The organism is Sphingomonas sp. Ag1 (assembly GCF_000980895.1).
Classification (GTDB): Bacteria; Pseudomonadota; Alphaproteobacteria; order Sphingomonadales; family Sphingomonadaceae; genus Sphingomonas; species Sphingomonas panaciterrae.
In genome coordinates, this window is the sequence record NZ_LAZX01000094.1 from 1253544 (window position 1) to 1270574 (window position 17031).

The following is a 17031-nucleotide window of genomic DNA, read 5'->3' on the forward strand; positions in this document are numbered from 1 at the left end:
GCACCCTAAAGCGAGCGTCGTTCAACGGATTGGCACTGCATGCTCGGGTTCTTTCGTCGTATCATCAATTCGCGCGTCGGCGTGATCGTCACCATGGGTGTCCTTGGCCTTATCGCGATCGCGTTTGCGCTGGGTGACATCACCGGCCTCCAGACCGGCGGCGCGTCTGGCGCGACCGTCGCCAAGGTGGGCGGCCAGAGCGTCAACGAGACCGAACTGACCCGGCGCGTGCAGGACGAACTGCGCGGCGCGCAGCAGCGCAACCCGGGGCTCGAGATGAGCCAGCTGGTCGCCGAGGGCGGCGTCGAGGCGATCCTCGACCGGATGCTGAACGGCCTGGCGCTGCAAGCGTTCGGCCGCGACCAGGGCATGGTCGTCAGCAAGGCGCTGGTCGGCAGCGAATTGCGCAACATCCCCGGGCTGCAGGGCCCGACGGGCAAGTTCGACCAGGCGGTGTATGAGCAGGTGCTCGCCCGCAACCGGCTGACCGATGCGCAGGTGCAGGAAGACATTGCGCGCGAGACGATGGTGCAGTTCCTGTTGCGGCCGCAGATGGGCGCGACGCAGGTGCCGGAATCGCTGGCGCTGCCCTATGCCTCGCTGCTGCTGGAGCGTCGTGCCGGTCAGGTCGCGCTGATCCCGGCCGCCGCGATGCCGGGCGGTGCCGCGCCGACCGACCCGGAACTGCAGGATTGGTACAAGCGCAACATCGCGCGCTACTCGCTGCCCGAGCGTCGCATCGTTCGCTACGCCATGGTGACGCCCGAGTTCGTGAAGGCCCGCGGCACGCCCACCGATGCCGAGATCGCCGCAGCCTACAATGGCGACAAGGCCCGCTGGGCAGCGCGCGAGACGCGCACCGTGTCGCTGGTCACCGTGCTTGACCAGAATGCCGCCAATGCCCTGGCGACCAAGATCCGCGGCGGCACCCCTGTCGCGGATGCGGCGCGCGCCGCCGGGCTGGAGGCACGCCGCCTCGAGGCGCAGGACAAGCAGGCGCTGACCGGCGCGACCTCTGGCGCGGTGGCCGATGCCGCCTTCGCCGCGCCGGCCAATGGCGTGATCGGCCCCGTCCGCGGTTCGATCGGCTTCGTCGTCGGCAAGATCGAGAAGGTCGCGCAGGTCCCCGGCAAGACGCTGGCCGAGGCGCGCCCGACGCTGGTCGAGGAATTGACCAAGAAGAAGACCGCCGACGCTCTGACGGCGATGCGCGACTCGCTGGAAAATGCGATCGCTGACAATGCCAACTTCTCCGAGCTGGTGGCCGAGCAGAAGCTGAGTGCCGCGACCACGCCGGCGCTGACCGCAACCGGCGCCAACCCGGAGGCTCCGGCCGCGCAGCCTGACGCGGCGCTGATGCCGATCCTGTCCGCCGCCTTCCAGTCCGAAGAGGGCGACGATCCGCAGGTGGTGCAGACCGGGCCTGACGGCAGCTTCGCCCTCGTCGCGCTCGACCGGATCGTTCGCGCCGCGCCGCGCCCGATCGCGCAGGTCCGCGACCAGGTGACCAAGGACTTGCAGGAGGATCGCGCCCGCCGCGCCGCGCGCACCGCCGCGAGCAAGGCACTGGCCGCGATCAACAAGGGTGTGGCGTTCGACAAGGCACTGGCCGAGGCTGGTGCCAAGGGCGCGAAGACCGACAGCGTGGTCGCCGCCCGCTCACAGATCAACGCCGATCCGCGTGGGCCGAACCCGGTACTGGCCCTGCTGTTCAGCATGAAGGGCGGCACCGCCAAGATGCTGGAAGCGCCCGATCGCAGCGGCTGGCTGATCGTCAAGGTCGACAAGATCTCGCCGGGTGACGCCGCCAAGGCGCCGCAGGTGATCGCTGCCACGCGTCAGGACCTTGGCCGTGCGATGGGCCCGGAATATGCCCAGCAGTTCACCGAGGCGGTGAAGCGGGCGATGAAGGTGTCGCAGAACGCCGAGGCGCTGGCGCGGGTGAAGGCAAGCCTTTCTGGCGAGGGGGGCTCCAATCCGTAATCACGGGCATGACGCAGCCACGGCTGCGCTGACGAACGGGCGGCCGGCGCTGCTGTGGCGCCGCCGCATCGCGGACACCGAGACGCCGGTCGCCGCGGCCCTGAAGCTGATCGAGCCGGGGCGCGGCGATTACCTCCTCGAATCGGTCGAGGGTGGCGCGATTCGCGGTCGGTACAGCATGTTGGGGCTTGCGCCTGACCTCGTCTTCCGCGCCGAGGGAAACGACGCCGCGATCAACCGCCAGTGGCTGACCGATCGATCGGCGTTCACGCCATGCGACACCCCGACGCTGGCCGCGCTGCGCGCGCTGGTCGCCTCGTGCCGGATGGACGTTCCAGCGGAACTGCCGCCGGCGCTCGCGTGCCTGGTCGGCTATTTCGGTTATGAGACGATCGGGCTGGTTGAGAGCCTGCCCGCGCCGAAGACCGATGCGCTTGGCCTGCCGGACATGATGTTCGTCCGCCCGACCGTGATCCTTGTTTTTGACCGGCTGGCGGACGCCCTGTTCCTGGTGGCGCCTGTCTGGCCCGACGACCAGCGATCGCCCGAAAGCGTGATCGCCGCGGCGGCCGAGCGGCTGGACGCGATCGAGGCGCGGCTGGAGGCCACTGCCCTGCCCCCGCGCGTTCGCGCCGAGGCCAGCGACGTGGCGCTGTCCCCGGTGCTGCCGGAGGGGCGCTATGCCGAGATGGTGCGCGCGGCGAAGGACTATATCGTCGCTGGCGACATCTTTCAGGTCGTCCTGGCGCAGCGGTTCACCGCGCCGTTTACGCTGCCGCCGTTCGAATTGTACCGCGCGTTGCGGCGGATCAACCCGTCGCCGTTCCTCTACCATCTCGACCTGCCCGGCTTTGCGCTGACGGGGTCGAGCCCGGAGATCCTGGTGCGGGTGCGCGATGGCGAGGTAACGATCCGGCCGATCGCCGGCACCCGGCCGCGCGGCAAGACCGCGACCGAGGACGAGGCGAACCGCGCCAGCCTCCTTGCCGACCCGAAGGAACGCGCGGAGCATCTGATGCTGCTCGACCTCGGGCGCAACGACGTTGGCCGCGTGTCACAAGCCGGGTCGGTCACGGTCACCGACAGCTACACGGTCGAATTCTACAGCCACGTCATGCACATCGTGTCGAACGTGGTCGGTGCGCTCGACCCCAAGCGTGACGCGATCGACGCGCTGTTCGCCGGCTTCCCCGCGGGAACGGTCAGCGGCGCGCCCAAGGTGCGCGCCTGCCAGATCATCGCCGAACTGGAGAGCGAGAAGCGCGGGGCCTATGCCGGGGGCGTTGGTTATTTCTCGCCCGACGGATCGATGGACTCGTGCATCGTCCTGCGCACCGCAGTGGTGAAGGACGGCACCATGCACGTCCAGGCGGGCGCGGGCATCGTGGCGGACAGCGACCCGGCTTATGAGCAGCGCGAGTGTGAGGCAAAGTCGGGGGCGTTGCTGGCCGCCGCGCGCGAGGCGATCGCGCAGGCGAGTGCTGGCGGTTTCGGCCAGTGAGCGACGGCGCAGCCACCGACGGCCATTTCCTGCTGCGATACGAACTGGCGGCGAACTATCTGGAACGGCGCGGTACGTTGCGCGACGCTCATCTGGCGCTTGCATGGGAAGCGGCGGATCGCGGCGCCTTGCTGCTGGGCGGCGCGGTGGGAGAGCCGATCGAGTCCGCGCTGCTGCTGTTCACCGACCGCGCGGCGGCCGAGGCCTTTGCCAATGCCGATCCTTATGTGCGCGAGGGATTGGTGGTGTGCTGGCAGGTCAGCCGCTGGCACACCGTCGTCGGGTCGGGTGCCGCGATACCGCTGCGCTGAGCCGGCCGTAATCTGCGGGCTTCTCAACCGGCGATCCGCCCGATACGCACGGGGCATGCGCCTCCTTCCCCTGCTGCTGATCGCCGCCGCCGCGCCCGCCGCTGCCCAGACCACCCAGCCAGTCGCCACGCCGGCGAACCCTGCGCCCGCGCCGACGAACTGGCCCACCAGGGAAGGCGATGTGACGCTGCCGGGCTTTCGCTTCGGCACGGGCGAGACGATGGACCTGAAGATCCACTACACGACGCTCGGCACGCCGCGGCGCGGCCCTGACGGCGGGATCAACAATGCGGTGATGGTCCTTCATGGCACCGGCGGCACGGGCAAGCAGTTCCTCTCGCCGCAATTCGCCGACGAGCTTTACGGCCCCGGCCAGCCGTTCGACCTCAAGACGACCTATGTCATCCTGCCCGACAATATCGGTCATGGCGGATCGTCCAAGCCGTCGGACGGGATGCGGATGGCGTTCCCGAAATATGATTATGGCGACATGGTCGCGGCGCAAAAGGCGATGCTGGGGAGGCTGGGCGTCACCCGGGTGAAGGTGATCCTGGGCACGTCGATGGGGTGCATGCACGCCTTTGTCTGGGGGCAGACCTATCCGGGCTTTGCGGAGCGGCTGGCACCGTTCGCCTGTTTGCCGGTGCCGATCGCCGGGCTGAACCGCATGTGGCGCAAGCTGTCGATCGACGCGATCAAGGCGGATCCGGCATGGAATGGCGGCAATTATGCCGCGCAGCCAGCCCAGGGCCTGCGGACGGCGGCCAGCCTGTCGATCATCGCCGGTTCCAACCCGCTGGCGCTGCAACAGCAATATCCCACGCGCGAGGCTGCCGAGGCGTTCCTCGATCAGGCGTTCACGCGCAACAGCGCCAATCGCGACGCCAATGACTATATCTACCAGCTCGACGCGTCGCGGACCTATGATCCGTCGGCGGGGCTGGAGAAGATCACCGTGCCGGTGCTGTGGATCAACTCCGCCGACGATTTCATCAACCCGGCGGGTTACGGCATCACCGACGCCGCGGCGAAGAGGATGCCGCGCGCCACGTTTCGCCTGATTGCCGCCACGCCCGAGACCAAGGGCCACGGCACGCATACCTGGGCCAAATTCTGGAAGGCCGACCTGTCGCGCCTGATGGCGACGAACTAGACCACAGGCGCATCATCGCGGCTGACGATCGGCCGCGATGATGGGGATGCGTGTCAGTCGCGCGGATCGTCCTCGATGTCGATGTCGGTGCGCGATTCGGGCGTCGCCTGTTCCACTTCGCGCTGTTGCTGGCGCTTTTCCGCCGCCCACGCCTGGCCGGCCTGGATCCCGCAGCCGGTCTGGCCGCCGGCACCGATCGGCGAGCAGGTGTTCGGGAGCCCGCCGGCGACACGGCCGACACGATCGACGGTGGCGGCGCGATTGACCCAGCTCTGGTTCTGCGCCGGCACCTCGGGCGGACGGCGCAGCGGCTTGGGCACACGGAACTGGTCGTTGGGATCGAGCCGGCTGCACACCACGATCTCGTCCGCCGCGGCAGTCGGGCACGCCTCATTCCCGGTCAGCGTCACCTGGCGGATGCGCTGCGGCGGCTGACCCGTTTCCGCCTGCGAGGATGCGCCTTCCTGCGCCTGAGCTTGGGGCTGCGCCTGGGCCTGGGCTTGGGCGAGCGCCGGCAGTGGCAGCAGCGACAGCGCCGCTAGCGGAACGAGATACACGGGGCGGAACATGCGAGGCGACCTCCTAGATGGTCCATCAACGATCACGCCAGCAGCTTTCTCCCCGCTGAACGTCGCGGCGGTGATTACGCGATCCGGCGGCGCCCGCAACAGCCGTTGCGGCGACGGCGGGTTACGCTATGTCGGGGCCAACATGATCCTCGTCATCGACAATTACGACAGCTTCACCTGGAACCTCGTCCATTATCTGATGGAATTGGGGGCCGAGGTGCGGGTGGAACGCAATGACGCGCTGACCGCGGCCGAAGCGCTGGCGTCGAATGCCACCGGTTTTCTGCTGTCGCCGGGCCCCTGCACGCCCAATGAGGCGGGGATCAGCCTGGGCCTGGTCGCGGCCTGTGCCGAGAGCCGCCGCCCGTTGATGGGCGTGTGCCTTGGCCATCAGGCGATCGGGCAACATTTCGGCGGGCGGGTCGTCCGTGGGGGATTGATGCACGGCAAGACAAGCGCGATCGACCATGACTCCACCGGCGTTTTTGCCGGCCTTCCGTCCCCATTCACCGCAACGCGCTATCACTCGCTGGTCGTGGAGGACGTGCCCGACGTGCTGATCCCCAATGCGCATGCGGCGGACGGATCGGTGATGGGGCTGCGCCACCGGGAGCTGCCGATCCACGGCGTCCAGTTTCACCCCGAAAGCATCGCGACCGAACATGGCCATGACCTGCTGGCCAATTTCGTGGCGCTGACGGGCGCGAAGGTGGCAGCATGACAACGATCGCCCTGCTGCCGGACCCGCGGTCGCCCTTGTCGCGTGAGAGCGCGGCGCAGGCGTTCGCCGACATTCTCGACGGACGCGCCAGCGAGGACGCGATTGCGCGGTTCCTCATCGACCTGTCCGATCGCGGCGAGACATCGATCGAGATCGCCGAGGCGGCACGTGCGCTGCGCGAGCGGCTGATCCCGATCAGCGCGCCTGCCGGTGCGATCGACGTCTGCGGCACCGGCGGTGACGGGCACCATACGCTGAACGTCTCGACGGCGGTCAGCCTGGTCGTGGCGGCGTGCGGGGTGCCGGTGGCCAAGCACGGCAACCGCGCCGCATCGTCCAAGGCCGGCGCCGCCGACACGCTGGAAGCACTCGGCCTCGACATGGAGCGTGCCGGGATGCTGGCGGAGGAGACGCTGAACGGACTGGGCATCTGCTTCCTGTTTGCGGCCAATCACCACCCGGCAATGAAGCGGATCACGCCGATCCGCCGTCGCATCGGCAAGCGCACGATCTTCAACCTGATGGGGCCGCTGGCCAATCCGGCGCATGTCACGCGCCAGCTGATCGGGATCGCGCGGCCGGACTATGCGCCGGTGTATGCCGAGGCGCTGGAGCAACTGGGGACCGAAGCGGCAATCGTCGTGTCGGGCGAGGAAGGGCTGGACGAAGTGTCCGGTGCCGGACCGACGGTGGCGGTCGCGATCGGTGACGTGTTGCTGGGCAAGCGGATCGTGCCTGAGGATGCCGGGGTGCGCCGCCACCCGATCGAGGCGATCCGCGGCGGTGACCCGGCGCATAACGGCTATGCCCTGCGCCGCCTGCTGAAAGGGGAGCACGGGGCCTATCGCGATGCCGTGCTGATCAACGCTGCCGTGGCGCTGGCGCTGACCGGCGAGACGCTGACGAATGGCGCCGCCCGCGCGGCCGAGGCGCTGGACAGCGGGGCGGCCAACGACCTGCTCGACCGCTGGATCGCCTGGGCATGAGCGGCGCGACGGGGAGCAGCATGACGATTCTCGACCGGATCCTGGCAACCAAGCAGGACGAAGTGGCGACGCGTCGACGTGATCGGTCGATCTCGGCGCTTGATCGTGAGGCGCGCAACCGGACGCCGCCGCGTGGCTTCAAGGCGGCGCTGGACCGGGTGGCGAGCGGCGCTGCTGGCAATGCGCTGCCGCGCTACGGCCTGATTGCCGAGATCAAGAAGGCCAGCCCCTCCAAGGGCCTGATCCGACCCGACTTCGATCCCCCGGCGCATGCACGCGCCTATGCCGAAGGCGGCGCGACGTGCCTGTCGGTGCTGACCGACCAGGACTATTTCCAGGGGCACGAGGATTATCTGATCGCCGCGCGCAATGCGTGCGACCTGCCGGTGATCCGCAAGGACTTCATGGTCGACCCGTGGCAGGTGGCCGAAGCGCGGGCGATCGGCGCCGACGCGATCCTGGTCATCATGTCCGCGCTCGACGATGCCGCCGCTGCCGAGATCGAGGCGGCCGCGATCGAACGGGGCATGGACGTTCTGGTCGAGGTGCATGACGCGGAGGAACTGGAACGCGCCCTGAAGCTGCAATCGCGACTGATCGGCGTGAACAACCGCAACCTGCGCGACTTCTCCGTCAGTTTCGAACGAACGTACGAGCTGGTCGGCAGCGCGCCCAGCGATTGCACCTTTGTCGCCGAAAGCGGCCTCAACACGCGGGCCGACCTGGATGCGATGGCCGAGCACGGCGTGCGCTGCTTCCTGATCGGCGAATCCCTGATGCGGCAGGCCGATGTGGCGGCGGCCACGCGCGCGCTGGTGCAATGAGCCGCCTGACCCATCTCGACGAGCAGGGCGCCGCCCGGATGGTGGACGTCGGCGGCAAGACCGAAACCGCGCGCGAGGCGGTGGCGGGGGGCAGGATCACGATGTCGGCCGAGGCACGCGACGCGATTGCCGCCGGCGCAGTGGCAAAGGGCGATGTCCTGGCGGTCGCGCGGATCGCCGGGATCATGGCGGCAAAGCGCACCAGTGACCTCATCCCGCTATGCCATCCATTGCCGCTGTCGAAGGTGACGCTGGACCTGTCGATCGAGGACGACGGTGTCAGCGCGCAGGCCATCGTTGCCACCAGCGGCCGCACCGGCGTGGAGATGGAGGCGCTGACCGCCGTCTCCGCGGCGCTGCTGACCGTCTATGACATGGCCAAGGCGCTCGATAAGCGGATGACAATCGACAACATCCGCCTGCTGAAGAAAACCGGCGGCAAGTCGGGCGATTTCGTCGCCTGACCCTCAGGGCCGCGCCGCGATTATTATGGGTGTTGCCGACAGCATGAATCTGTCACTCGCCGGATCATGAGCGAATTGCTTCCTGTCGCAGAGGCGCAGGCGCGCCTGTTGGCTGCGGCGCCCGCGCTGTCGACCGAAACGCTGCCGCTGGCGGACGCGATCGGACGCTGGGTGGCGGTCCCGTTGATCGCGTGCCGTACCCAGCCCGAGCGCGACCTGTCGGCGATGGACGGCTATGCCGTGCGGTTCAGTGACCTGCCGGGCCCGATGCGAGTGATCGGCGAGAGCGCCGCCGGACGGCCATTTGCAGGTGCCGTGAAGGCGGGCCAGGCGACCCGGATCTTCACTGGCGCCGCCGTGCCCGAGGGCGCCGACACGGTGATGGTGCAGGAAGAGGCCCGTCACGACGGCGATACCTTATGGCTCGATGGCGAAGGACCGGCACGCGAGGGCGCCAACATCCGGCGACGCGGGCTCGATTTTGCGAACGGCGATACGCTGGTCGCGGCCGGCGAACGGCTGACGCCGGCGCGCCTGGCGGTGGCGGCCACCGGGGGGCTGGGCGACGTCACCGTCCGGCGCCGGGTTCGCGTGGCGATCGCCGCGACGGGCGATGAACTGGTCGAACCCGGACGGGCCGTCGAGCCCGGCCGACTACCGGAATCGAACCGCCTGCTGCTACGGGCGCTGCTCGCGGATCTTCCGGTGGAGATCATCGACCTCGGCATCCTCCCTGACCGGTTGGAACCGCTGACCGACACGTTCCGCCATGTGGCGGCCGACGTCCTCGTCACCACCGGTGGCGCCTCGGTTGGGGATCACGACCTGGTTCGTCCTGCGCTGCAGGCGGCGGGCGCCGCGATCGATTTCTGGCGCATCGCGCTTCGCCCCGGCAAGCCGCTGATGGCGGGGTGGCGCGGCGACATGGCCGTGCTGGGGCTACCGGGAAACCCCGTCTCCGCCTTTGTCACCGGCTTGCTGTTCGTGAAGCCGATGGTGGCGGCGCTTGCCGGGGCGGCGCAGCCCCTGCCGCAAACGACCACCGGCATCCTTGGCGAAGCGTTGCCGGCCAATGGCCCGCGCACTGATTATCTACGCGCAGAGTTGCGCGATGGACGGGCCTATGTTGCTACGATCCAGGACAGTTCCATGCTACGAACGTTGGCACGGGCAGGCTGCCTCGTCGTTCGTCAACCACATGCTCCTGCTGCGGCGATGGGCGACTCGGCAGAAATCCTCGTGATTGCTTGACGCGTCGGTTTACGTTCCTTAAAGGTTCCCAGTCTGTTCGCCGCGGAGATGATGCATGCTCACCAAAAAGCAGCACGAGTTGATCTGTTTCATCAATGATCGACTGGCCCAAACCGGCGTCTCCCCTTCGTTCGAAGAGATGAAGGATGCGCTGGACCTGAAATCGAAGTCCGGGGTCCACCGCCTCATTTCTGCGCTGGAAGAGCGTGGCTTTCTGCGTCGCTTGCCCAACCGCGCCCGCGCGCTGGAAGTGCTGAAGGTGCCCGACCGTCCGGAAAGCCGCGAGGCGGTCCGTTCATCCACGCCGGCGCCTACATTGCCGGAACCGGCCAACGACGTCGTCGAAGTGCCGCTGCACGGGCGGATCGCGGCCGGCGCCCCGATCGAGGCGCTCGAAGGCTCCACCAGCCTGCCGGTGCCGGCGGCGCTTTTGGGCTCGGGTGAGCATTTCGCACTTGAGGTTGCCGGCGACTCGATGGTCGAGGCGGGCATCCTCGACGGCGACTTCGCCTTGATCCGCAAGCAGGATGTGGCGCGCGATGGCGAGATCGTGGTCGCGCTGATCGAGGACAGCGAGGCGACGCTGAAATATTTCCGGCGCGAAGGCACGATGATCCGGCTCGACCCGGCGAACCGCTCCTATGATCCGCAGCGTTATGCGCCAGCGCAGGTGCGGGTGCAGGGCAAGTTGGCCGGGATTCTGCGGCGTTATTCCTGATTGGCCGGGCGCAGGCCCGCCGGCAGCGGGCTGAACGCTTTCTCCGGGCGAAACGTCGGTTGTTCATCCTTGCGCCAGCGGTTCGTTGAGCGGCCCGGCAGGATTGGCATCCCGGCGAGCACCCAGGGGTGAGCATCGCCGGGGCGGATCACGGTATCGACGCGTCCGGTAGAGAGCGAAATCGCCACCCCGCCGGTTCGCGCGAGCATCTCACGATCGAGGCGCAGCCATCGCGGCGTACAGCGACGCGGCAGGCGGCGTTCGCTGACCACGATATCGGCATTGCGGCATGCCTGGATCAGCGCGCCGGCGGGCACCAGATAGGCGCTGCGCGTCGCCAGCACGCGCCATGTGCGGTCGCCGACCGGCAGATCGACGCGGCATAGATCGCGCGAACAGCGCGCCGCGCCCTGATCGGACAAGAGCACCGGTTCGGCGTCGGATCCGCCATTTTCCGCCAGCATGTCACGCGCATAATCGCCGGCCCGATCGCGCAGCAGCGCTACGCGCCCATCGGCCAGCCGCACGCCAAGATGACGTCCGTCGCCGGTTACCAGAAGGTCGGGGGGCGGTGTCACCAGCGCCCAAAGCGCGCCGACCGCGACCGGGATCAAGCCGATCCGCCGCCAGCCCGTCCGCCAGAGCGCCAGCCACAGTCCGCCGCCGACCATCAACGCGAAGGCGCCCGCCGGCATCGCCGGCAGCGCCGCGACCGCGCCAGGCGCCGCCGCTGTCGTCCGGGCGATCCACAACAATAGCGATAACCCCTGCCCGGTCAGCCACCAGAAGGGCGCGCCGAGCCCAGCCGTGTCGAACAGCAGCGCCAATGCCTCCAGCGGCATCACGACAAAGGTGGTCAGCGGGATGGCGACGATATTGGCCAGCGCGCCATAGATGCCGGCCTTGTGGAAGTGGAAGACGGCGATCGGCATCAACGCGACTTCGACGATCGCGCCGGTCAGCAGCAACGAGCCGCCATTGCGCAGGAGGCGGCGGCCCCATGATTCCTCGCGCGGCGCGAACCCGCGGCGGACCGCCGGATGCTCAGCCAGCGCGATGATCGCAGTGACGGCGGCGAAGGAGAGCTGGAAGCTGGGCCCCGCCAGGGAATCCGGCCAGAGCAGCAGCACGACGAGTGCGCCGGTCGCCACCAGCCGCAAGGTCAGCGCCTCTCGCCCCATCGCCATGGCGGCGAGCACCAGCAAGGCGGCGATGCAACTGCGGATCGTGGGCACCTCGCTCCCGGTAATACAGTTATAGGAGTTGGAAGCTGTTAACCCCTTCCGACGCAGAGATCGGAAATGACTGTACCAGCTACGATTTATGCGCGCTTTTCGACGCAAGAACAGGCGCAGGGAAGCAGTAAGACCCGGCAGCTTACCCTATGTCGCGATATGATCGCCCGGCACAATTGGCAGGGCTCGACGGATCGCGAGCTGATAGATGAGGGTGTGTCAGCATACAGCGGTGCAAACCGCGCCTCAGGTGGTCTCCTGCATATCTTCGAGCAAGATGTGGAAGCTGGTCGCTACCGCAACGGCCACGTCCTTGTCGTAGAGAATTTGGATCGCATCAGCCGTCAAGGTTACGACGCAATCCTTCCCTTTCTACAAAAGCTGACCAGCCAGGGCGTCACTGTCGCGACGGTTGATGGTGATCGCATCTACGCAGCTTATCAACGGGTCACGATGGCGTCCGTCATCGAAGCCGTGGTCAAATCGGAGTTGAGCCGAGAAGAAAGCGAGAAGAAAAGCCGACGTTTGAAGGCCGCGCAGAACAAGCGGATCAGCGATGCCCAGGCAACTGCCGGCCAGCACATCAGTCGCACAGCAACGATCCCCGCTTGGATCGAGGCTACGCGCATCAGCAAGCCGACGGAACGACCAGCGTACAAGATGACGCTCAATGAGGCCCGCACGGCGGTGTTGCGGGAGATATTCCAGCTAACAATCGAAGGCTTCGGCACTCCCGCTATTGCAAAGAGGCTCAACGCTCGTGGTGAACCCGTGTGGAGCCACCTTGGTCAGCGCAGCAACAATGGCTGGACGGTTGGCTATCTCACCAAGATCGTGATGAACCGCGCGGTAATGGGCGAGTACCATCCGATGAACCGCCCGCGTTCGGGAGCGCAGACCAGCAAAGGTATCGCTGTGCTGAACCACTTCCCACAAGCGATCGACCCGGTCACGTTCGCGAAGGCGCAAGCTGCCCGTCAGGAACGTAAGGGCACCAGCGGTGCATGGCAGATCACGCACAACAACCTATTCAGCGGTTTGGCGAAATGCGCCCACTGCGGCGGTCGGATGAAGCAAGAATTCACGGTCAAAAAAGGCGGCGCTCGGCGCAACTCGAGGAACCAGCGTGTCATCGCTCCAGCCAAGCAGGACTTTAGCTATCTCAAGTGTCACAACGCCCTCAACCGCGTCTGGGACGAGAAGAACGATCGACCACGTTGCGAGAACCGCGCCACCGTTAGATATGAAAAGCTGGAAGATGCGGTAGTCCGCATTGCAGTCGGATGGCTAGCCAAGCACCGCGAAGCTGCACCATCTGCAGAAGTTGCGGAGCTTGAGGTTCAGATAGCAGAAGCACGGCGCTTCCTAGAGGACAAGCAGAAGCAGGCCGAGAACGCCGCGAGTAGCTTCGTTCGTACCAACAGTCTCACGATGGAGCGCCTAATGCTTCAACTGGAGGCAGAGGTTGCAGACGACCTGAAGGCGATCAGATCACTTGAAGATGGCCTAGCGACTGCGCGCACAAAGGCCCCCTCCCCCGACTTCATGGTCCAGATGCAGACGCAGGTTGAAGCACTTAGCAGCGACGATGACGAGGAACGCAACCGAACTCGTGTCGCGATGAAGCAAACGCTCGCTCGGCTCGTCACTCGCATGGTCTGTCTCGACAGTCGCCTGACCTCCGTCACGCTCGGCGGCTCTTTGACGATCGTCATCGACAACGAGGGGAACGAGGTCATTTCACGCTTCAGCGAAACAAACACGATCTTTACCGGACCGAATGGCGAACTTGACTGGAGCCCCGACGATCCCGAAGACAAGGAATACGAGTACGCCGCATAACGCCACAGAGCGTCCCAGAGGCAGACAGAAAGAGGATGCTACGCGGATAGCATCCCCTTCTTCTCGAACCCCTGTGGGGGGGCCTAGCGCAGCCTAGAAGCGCGGCAATTGAAATTGCTCGTCGGCAATCTCGAGCCTGAAGTAGCTGCGATGACGCTCGCAGTAGATTCGCTCCCCTTGGAAATCGAAAGTGAAGGCATCGTCTTCATGTTCGGACGAGCAATCCAGGGTAGCTTCGACGTAGCTTGCGAGTGCTGCAAGATCGATCTGCATGTCGGGCATCTCCGTTGTCCGACACTCCAGATATAACCAGTGTTTTTGCAGGGCGAGCGAAGAATACCTCGCTTGAGCAAGGCGAACAATCACCTTGTTTAACCATCTACCATTAGAATAATGCAGAAGGGATACCCCTCGCTATTCTTGTTTGTGGCATAAACTCCCCAGGAGGACAGCCTACTGCTAGAACATGCGATCGCGTCTTCGTTATCGCTTTAGCACGCATTGCTGCTCGACGGGCAGCTCCTTTAGCAGCATTGGACGCCAACCCGCGCAACCAGTATGGGCGAGGTGTCAGCGCAACGCTCCTCGCGGCAGGCGAAATCGCTGACCTCACGCGCGTCGGCTTCATCAACGGCGTTGGCGGATGCAGCGACATGGATGTCGAGACGTCGATCCAACAAACGTAGCGCATCGACGGCGACAGGACTAAGGCGCGGGAAACGAATGATAACGCTTCCTTTTTTTGCCCATCGCGCAATTCCCTAGCTTGCCCTTTTTTTCGCCTCGTGCTCATAATTGGGAAGCTGCCAGAGATACGAAACGATGCCCAAAAAGATCGACATTCTTCAAATTGGTGGCTTCAAAAACCTGATCTACAATACGATCCTCACGGAAAGAGTGGATCGGGATCAGCTACCAAATGGAGAGCTTCTCGCGCGCATACGTGGCGCGGGCCGACACCTTGTCGAGACTGCAAGCAAAACGCTTGAGGGCGATCCAGTGACCTACGTGAAGATCGAGTGGCCCGAAGAAGGTCCAATGCAAAGAGGCATGATCTTCGCCTTCAACCCTCGGCAGCCCCCTGATCCAGAAACCGCAACGCACGGCTTCTATCGGCTCTACACTGGAGCTGGCTTCCGCAATCACGCAATCGTTACTTGGGAACAGGCCGAGCAGGACTTCCACGCCTATGCGCTTGCTTCGTTTGGCCGCCCTCAGTCTGTGAAGAATTAGAGCACTCTTCGGTTGTCCTGCTAACCAGCTGGTGTTTGATCCGCATGTGGCCACAAACAGGAGAGCCACATGGAATGGATCGCAATGCTGGGGACAGAGGGTGTCCAGCAGCTAATCGCAAACGGGAAGGAACAAGCACCGCTAAAGGGCAGCCGCCGCGAGCGTGATTTTGAGCCTGTTTGCAAGATATTTTTGCCGTGGACGAGCGGCACATGGTTGCTGACTGAGCTTGACGATGATGGGCTGGCGTTCGGCCTAGCGGACATGGGCTATCCTGAACTCGGCTATATCTCTCTCGATGAAATCTGGGATGTAGTCGGGCCTGGAGGATTGCGCGTCGAGCGCGACATACACTTCACGGCCACGAAGACGCTAAGCGAGTACGCCGCTGAAGCACGCGCAGCAGGTCGCATCACAGCTTAACTGATCGGGAGCCGGGTCGCGCAAGCGGCTCGGCTTTCCCGTGAACGCTACAGCCACGAAAAAGCCCCAGCTTTCACCGGGGCTTTTGCGATCACTCGGAGTGAGGGGTTACGCTTCGGCCTTCTTACTCCGGCGCGTCTCGCCCATCTTTGCAGAGCGAGCCTTGACTTGCTGCTCCATCGCCTCAAGCTGCGGGTTGAAAGCGCCCTTTTCCACATCCGCCTTGATGGCGTTCAGGACTTCAACGAACTTGTCCTTGGGAACAGCGACTTCCTTGTCCTCGCCCAGCAGCTTCAGCGGGCTGTTGGCGTAGCGCACCGTGAAAGCGACGTTCTCGCCCTCAATTCGGAACATGCGCCGGCCTTCCTGACGGGGCTTGTTGAAAAGCTCGATCTGCTTGTCGATCGTCTGCGCGACCACCGCCGACGCCGTCCGTGCCTTGGCGACATTTCCCTTCGAGAAGCCTTCGACCTCATGCGCCGGCTTCACCATCTTCTTCCAATCCATCTTCTATCTCCAACGATGCAGCGTTGCTGCTAGTGAGGGTATTGAACACCAGTTTTGTTTTAGTACAACCTGAGATTATGCGAAAAGTGCTCTCCGCATCATGTTGTCCGATACACCGATGTAAGACTGCGTGGTTGCAATGCTGCTATGACCGAGTACCTTGCTAACCACTGCGATGTTAATGTCCTTGTCCACCATCGAGGTAGCAAGCGTCCTTCGCCCTGAATAGCAGCAACCCTCAACACCAGCGCGCTTGTAGAGCCGCCGCATCGCCATGCTGATCCCTGCTGCATCGAAGGCTTCCCCGCGCGCATTGCGGAAGACGCGACCTGTAGCGCTGCCCATGTGCGCCTCTAGTGCGTCGATGATTTCCTCGCTGATCGGCAAGCTGCGCCCGCTCTTGCGCTTGGAGTGACCGAGCGGGATGCGAAGCTCGTCAGAGCGGAACCAGCTGGTCTCAAGCCCTGCAAGCTCCATTGGACGCAAACCTAAGCGGATGCTGAGCAGCATCATTAGGCGGTACATTGCAGGCCGCTCCATGCTGGCCGTGTGAGCTAGGACAGCTTCAAACTCTGCGTCCTTCTTGATCGGTGCGCGCATCTGCGTGTCTCCTTCCCCAGGTTGTTGCTGCCAGACTCCACGCAGGACAACCAGGAAGTTAAAGCAGATCGCGTCTTTGATGGGTCTTTGCTAAACCCCGCCTACAAGAAACGCCCATGTCGACACCGTGCTCAATGCTGCATCTAAGGCAGGCATTATCTCTACGAATTGCTGTTTGGCATAGTTCGTCGCTAATACGCCGATTGCCGACCCGACGCCGGTCAGTGCCCCGAGTGCTAGCTTTGTAGGCGCATCCTTGGCTATCTCGCGAAGCCACTTTTTCAGCCGAGCGAAGCGGCTCTCAGCACGTTCGAGCACGGCGACATCCGCGGTGTTCTCACGGTCTTCCTTCGCTAACTCACCTTCAACCTCACGAACGCTATCGAGAACGTCGTAAAGATCAGGCTCGTCGTCAGGGGGCGGATTATTGTGGCCAGCGGGTGGCGGGCCTTGATGCTCCTCGCGCTCACGTCGCTGGAGAACCAGCATCTGCTCAACGTGAGCTTTGATCTCTTGCAGCTGACCCGAAAGCGCATCCAGGCGAACGTTCAACGGCGGCGGCGGATAGAGGTCGTCATAGTCATCAGGCGGCAAGATCCGATGCCCCGCTGGCGCGAACTCCGGACCGTTGCTGTTAATCTGATCGATGGCTTCAGTGTGCTCTTCCTCAGTAGCATCGGGAAAGTGGTCTGAACCGCCCCGGGTTTGTC

At 64.9% G+C, this 17031-nt stretch carries 19 protein-coding genes; 13 read left to right on the top strand and 6 right to left on the bottom strand.

The window, feature by feature from the left end; genetic code table 11:
• Positions 1-39: 39 nt before the first annotated feature.
• Genes XM50_RS18870 through XM50_RS18885 form a run of 4 tightly spaced genes read left to right on the top strand, consistent with a single transcriptional unit; the run spans position 40 to position 4948 of the window.
• On the top strand, positions 40-1983 hold the full coding sequence (locus XM50_RS18870) for a SurA N-terminal domain-containing protein (protein ID WP_046411608.1): 1944 nt from the start codon (positions 40-42) through the stop codon (positions 1981-1983).
• Entirely contained in the window at positions 1976-3484 is a 1509-nt protein-coding gene (gene trpE, locus XM50_RS18875; RefSeq protein WP_046411609.1) for an anthranilate synthase component I, read from the top strand. Before XM50_RS18870 ends, trpE begins: the two co-directional genes overlap by 8 nt.
• Positions 3481-3795, top strand: a complete 315-nt coding sequence (locus XM50_RS18880) for a YciI-like protein (protein WP_046411611.1) — start codon at positions 3481-3483, stop codon at positions 3793-3795. The genes trpE and XM50_RS18880 overlap by 4 nt, the downstream gene beginning before the upstream one ends.
• 55 nt (positions 3796-3850) lie before the next feature.
• The gene (locus tag XM50_RS18885; RefSeq protein ID WP_046411612.1) at positions 3851-4948 is read left to right on the top strand and encodes an alpha/beta fold hydrolase; all 1098 of its coding nucleotides are present in this window, start codon (positions 3851-3853) and stop codon (positions 4946-4948) included.
• 53 nt (positions 4949-5001) lie between these two features.
• On the opposite strand, the gene XM50_RS18890 is transcribed toward XM50_RS18885, so the two are convergent.
• Positions 5002-5517, bottom strand: coding sequence for a hypothetical protein (locus XM50_RS18890; RefSeq protein WP_046411614.1), 516 nt, complete (start codon positions 5515-5517; stop codon positions 5002-5004).
• Between the two features lie 142 nt (positions 5518-5659).
• Between XM50_RS18890 and XM50_RS18895 the strand changes: the two genes are divergently transcribed.
• The 6 genes from XM50_RS18895 to lexA all read left to right on the top strand — a co-directional run bounded on the left by XM50_RS18895 (position 5660) and on the right by lexA (position 10481).
• Complete coding sequence (locus XM50_RS18895) at positions 5660-6238, top strand: anthranilate synthase component II (RefSeq protein WP_046411615.1); 579 nt, start codon at positions 5660-5662, stop codon at positions 6236-6238.
• Positions 6235-7224, top strand: coding sequence for an anthranilate phosphoribosyltransferase (trpD, locus tag XM50_RS18900; protein ID WP_046411617.1), 990 nt, complete (start codon positions 6235-6237; stop codon positions 7222-7224). The genes XM50_RS18895 and trpD overlap by 4 nt, the downstream gene beginning before the upstream one ends.
• Positions 7225-7244: 20 nt before the next feature.
• Positions 7245-8048 carry an indole-3-glycerol phosphate synthase TrpC gene (gene trpC / locus XM50_RS18905; RefSeq protein WP_046412028.1) on the top strand — a complete coding sequence of 268 codons (804 nt, stop codon included), beginning with the start codon at positions 7245-7247 and terminating at the stop codon, positions 8046-8048.
• Entirely contained in the window at positions 8045-8512 is a 468-nt protein-coding gene (moaC, locus tag XM50_RS18910) for a cyclic pyranopterin monophosphate synthase MoaC (RefSeq protein WP_046411619.1), read from the top strand. The genes trpC and moaC overlap by 4 nt, the downstream gene beginning before the upstream one ends.
• Before the next feature lie 66 nt (positions 8513-8578).
• Complete coding sequence (locus XM50_RS18915; protein WP_046411621.1) at positions 8579-9763, top strand: molybdopterin molybdotransferase MoeA; 1185 nt, start codon at positions 8579-8581, stop codon at positions 9761-9763.
• 55 nt (positions 9764-9818) lie between these two features.
• Positions 9819-10481 (top strand): transcriptional repressor LexA, encoded by a 663-nt coding sequence (gene lexA / locus XM50_RS18920; protein ID WP_046411622.1) that lies wholly within the window; start codon positions 9819-9821, stop codon positions 10479-10481.
• Here the strand turns inward: lexA and XM50_RS18925 are convergent.
• Positions 10472-11824 carry a ComEC/Rec2 family competence protein gene (locus XM50_RS18925; RefSeq protein WP_269430581.1) on the bottom strand — a complete coding sequence of 451 codons (1353 nt, stop codon included), beginning with the start codon at positions 11822-11824 and terminating at the stop codon, positions 10472-10474. The two genes, lexA and XM50_RS18925, sit on opposite strands and share 10 nt — an antisense overlap.
• On the opposite strand from XM50_RS18925, the gene XM50_RS18930 reads away from it, so the two are divergent.
• The gene (locus tag XM50_RS18930; protein ID WP_046411624.1) at positions 11783-13558 is read left to right on the top strand and encodes a recombinase family protein; all 1776 of its coding nucleotides are present in this window, start codon (positions 11783-11785) and stop codon (positions 13556-13558) included. The genes XM50_RS18925 and XM50_RS18930 overlap by 42 nt on opposite strands.
• Before the next feature lie 93 nt (positions 13559-13651).
• Here the strand turns inward: XM50_RS18930 and XM50_RS18935 are convergent, their stop codons facing one another.
• A complete protein-coding gene (locus XM50_RS18935; RefSeq protein WP_156167300.1) occupies positions 13652-13831 on the bottom strand; it encodes a hypothetical protein in 180 nt (59 codons plus the stop codon).
• Positions 13832-14380: 549 nt separating this feature from the next.
• Here XM50_RS18935 and XM50_RS18940 point away from each other — a divergent pair.
• Positions 14381-14791 carry a hypothetical protein gene (locus XM50_RS18940; RefSeq protein ID WP_046411627.1) on the top strand — a complete coding sequence of 137 codons (411 nt, stop codon included), beginning with the start codon at positions 14381-14383 and terminating at the stop codon, positions 14789-14791.
• A 69-nt stretch (positions 14792-14860) separates the two neighbouring features.
• Positions 14861-15214, top strand: a complete 354-nt coding sequence (locus tag XM50_RS18945; protein WP_046411628.1) for a DUF2958 domain-containing protein — start codon at positions 14861-14863, stop codon at positions 15212-15214.
• 108 nt (positions 15215-15322) lie between these two features.
• Here XM50_RS18945 and XM50_RS18950 read toward each other — a convergent pair whose 3' ends face one another.
• From XM50_RS18950 to XM50_RS20605, 3 genes are all read right to left on the bottom strand, one after another.
• Positions 15323-15721: a hypothetical protein gene (locus XM50_RS18950; RefSeq protein ID WP_052742658.1), complete on the bottom strand. Its 399-nt coding sequence runs from the start codon at positions 15719-15721 to the stop codon at positions 15323-15325.
• Between the two features lie 75 nt (positions 15722-15796).
• Positions 15797-16321, bottom strand: a complete 525-nt coding sequence (locus XM50_RS19310; RefSeq protein WP_052742659.1) for a tyrosine-type recombinase/integrase — start codon at positions 16319-16321, stop codon at positions 15797-15799.
• A gap of 90 nt (positions 16322-16411) precedes the next feature.
• On the bottom strand, positions 16412-17031 hold a 620-nt coding region (locus XM50_RS20605; protein ID WP_197075594.1), incomplete at its 5' end, for a hypothetical protein.

Excerpts from the sequence above, each read along its gene's own strand:
- XM50_RS18870 (WP_046411608.1), top strand. The coding sequence starts at position 40 with ATGCTCGGGTTCTTTCGTCGTATCATCAATTCGCGCGTCGGCGTGATC.
- XM50_RS18885 (WP_046411612.1), top strand. The coding sequence starts at position 3,851 with ATGCGCCTCCTTCCCCTGCTGCTGATCGCCGCCGCCGCGCCCGCCGCT.
- XM50_RS18890 (WP_046411614.1), bottom strand. The coding sequence starts at position 5,517 with ATGTTCCGCCCCGTGTATCTCGTTCCGCTAGCGGCGCTGTCGCTGCTG.
- XM50_RS18895 (WP_046411615.1), top strand. The coding sequence starts at position 5,660 with ATGATCCTCGTCATCGACAATTACGACAGCTTCACCTGGAACCTCGTC.
- trpD (WP_046411617.1), top strand. The coding sequence starts at position 6,235 with ATGACAACGATCGCCCTGCTGCCGGACCCGCGGTCGCCCTTGTCGCGT.
- trpC (WP_046412028.1), top strand. The coding sequence starts at position 7,245 with ATGACGATTCTCGACCGGATCCTGGCAACCAAGCAGGACGAAGTGGCG.
- moaC (WP_046411619.1), top strand. The coding sequence starts at position 8,045 with ATGAGCCGCCTGACCCATCTCGACGAGCAGGGCGCCGCCCGGATGGTG.
- XM50_RS18915 (WP_046411621.1), top strand. The coding sequence starts at position 8,579 with ATGAGCGAATTGCTTCCTGTCGCAGAGGCGCAGGCGCGCCTGTTGGCT.
- lexA (WP_046411622.1), top strand. The coding sequence starts at position 9,819 with ATGCTCACCAAAAAGCAGCACGAGTTGATCTGTTTCATCAATGATCGA.
- XM50_RS18930 (WP_046411624.1), top strand. The coding sequence starts at position 11,783 with ATGACTGTACCAGCTACGATTTATGCGCGCTTTTCGACGCAAGAACAG.
- XM50_RS18935 (WP_156167300.1), bottom strand. The coding sequence starts at position 13,831 with ATGCAGATCGATCTTGCAGCACTCGCAAGCTACGTCGAAGCTACCCTG.
- XM50_RS18940 (WP_046411627.1), top strand. The coding sequence starts at position 14,381 with ATGCCCAAAAAGATCGACATTCTTCAAATTGGTGGCTTCAAAAACCTG.
- XM50_RS18945 (WP_046411628.1), top strand. The coding sequence starts at position 14,861 with ATGGAATGGATCGCAATGCTGGGGACAGAGGGTGTCCAGCAGCTAATC.
- XM50_RS18950 (WP_052742658.1), bottom strand. The coding sequence starts at position 15,721 with ATGGATTGGAAGAAGATGGTGAAGCCGGCGCATGAGGTCGAAGGCTTC.
- XM50_RS19310 (WP_052742659.1), bottom strand. The coding sequence starts at position 16,321 with ATGCGCGCACCGATCAAGAAGGACGCAGAGTTTGAAGCTGTCCTAGCT.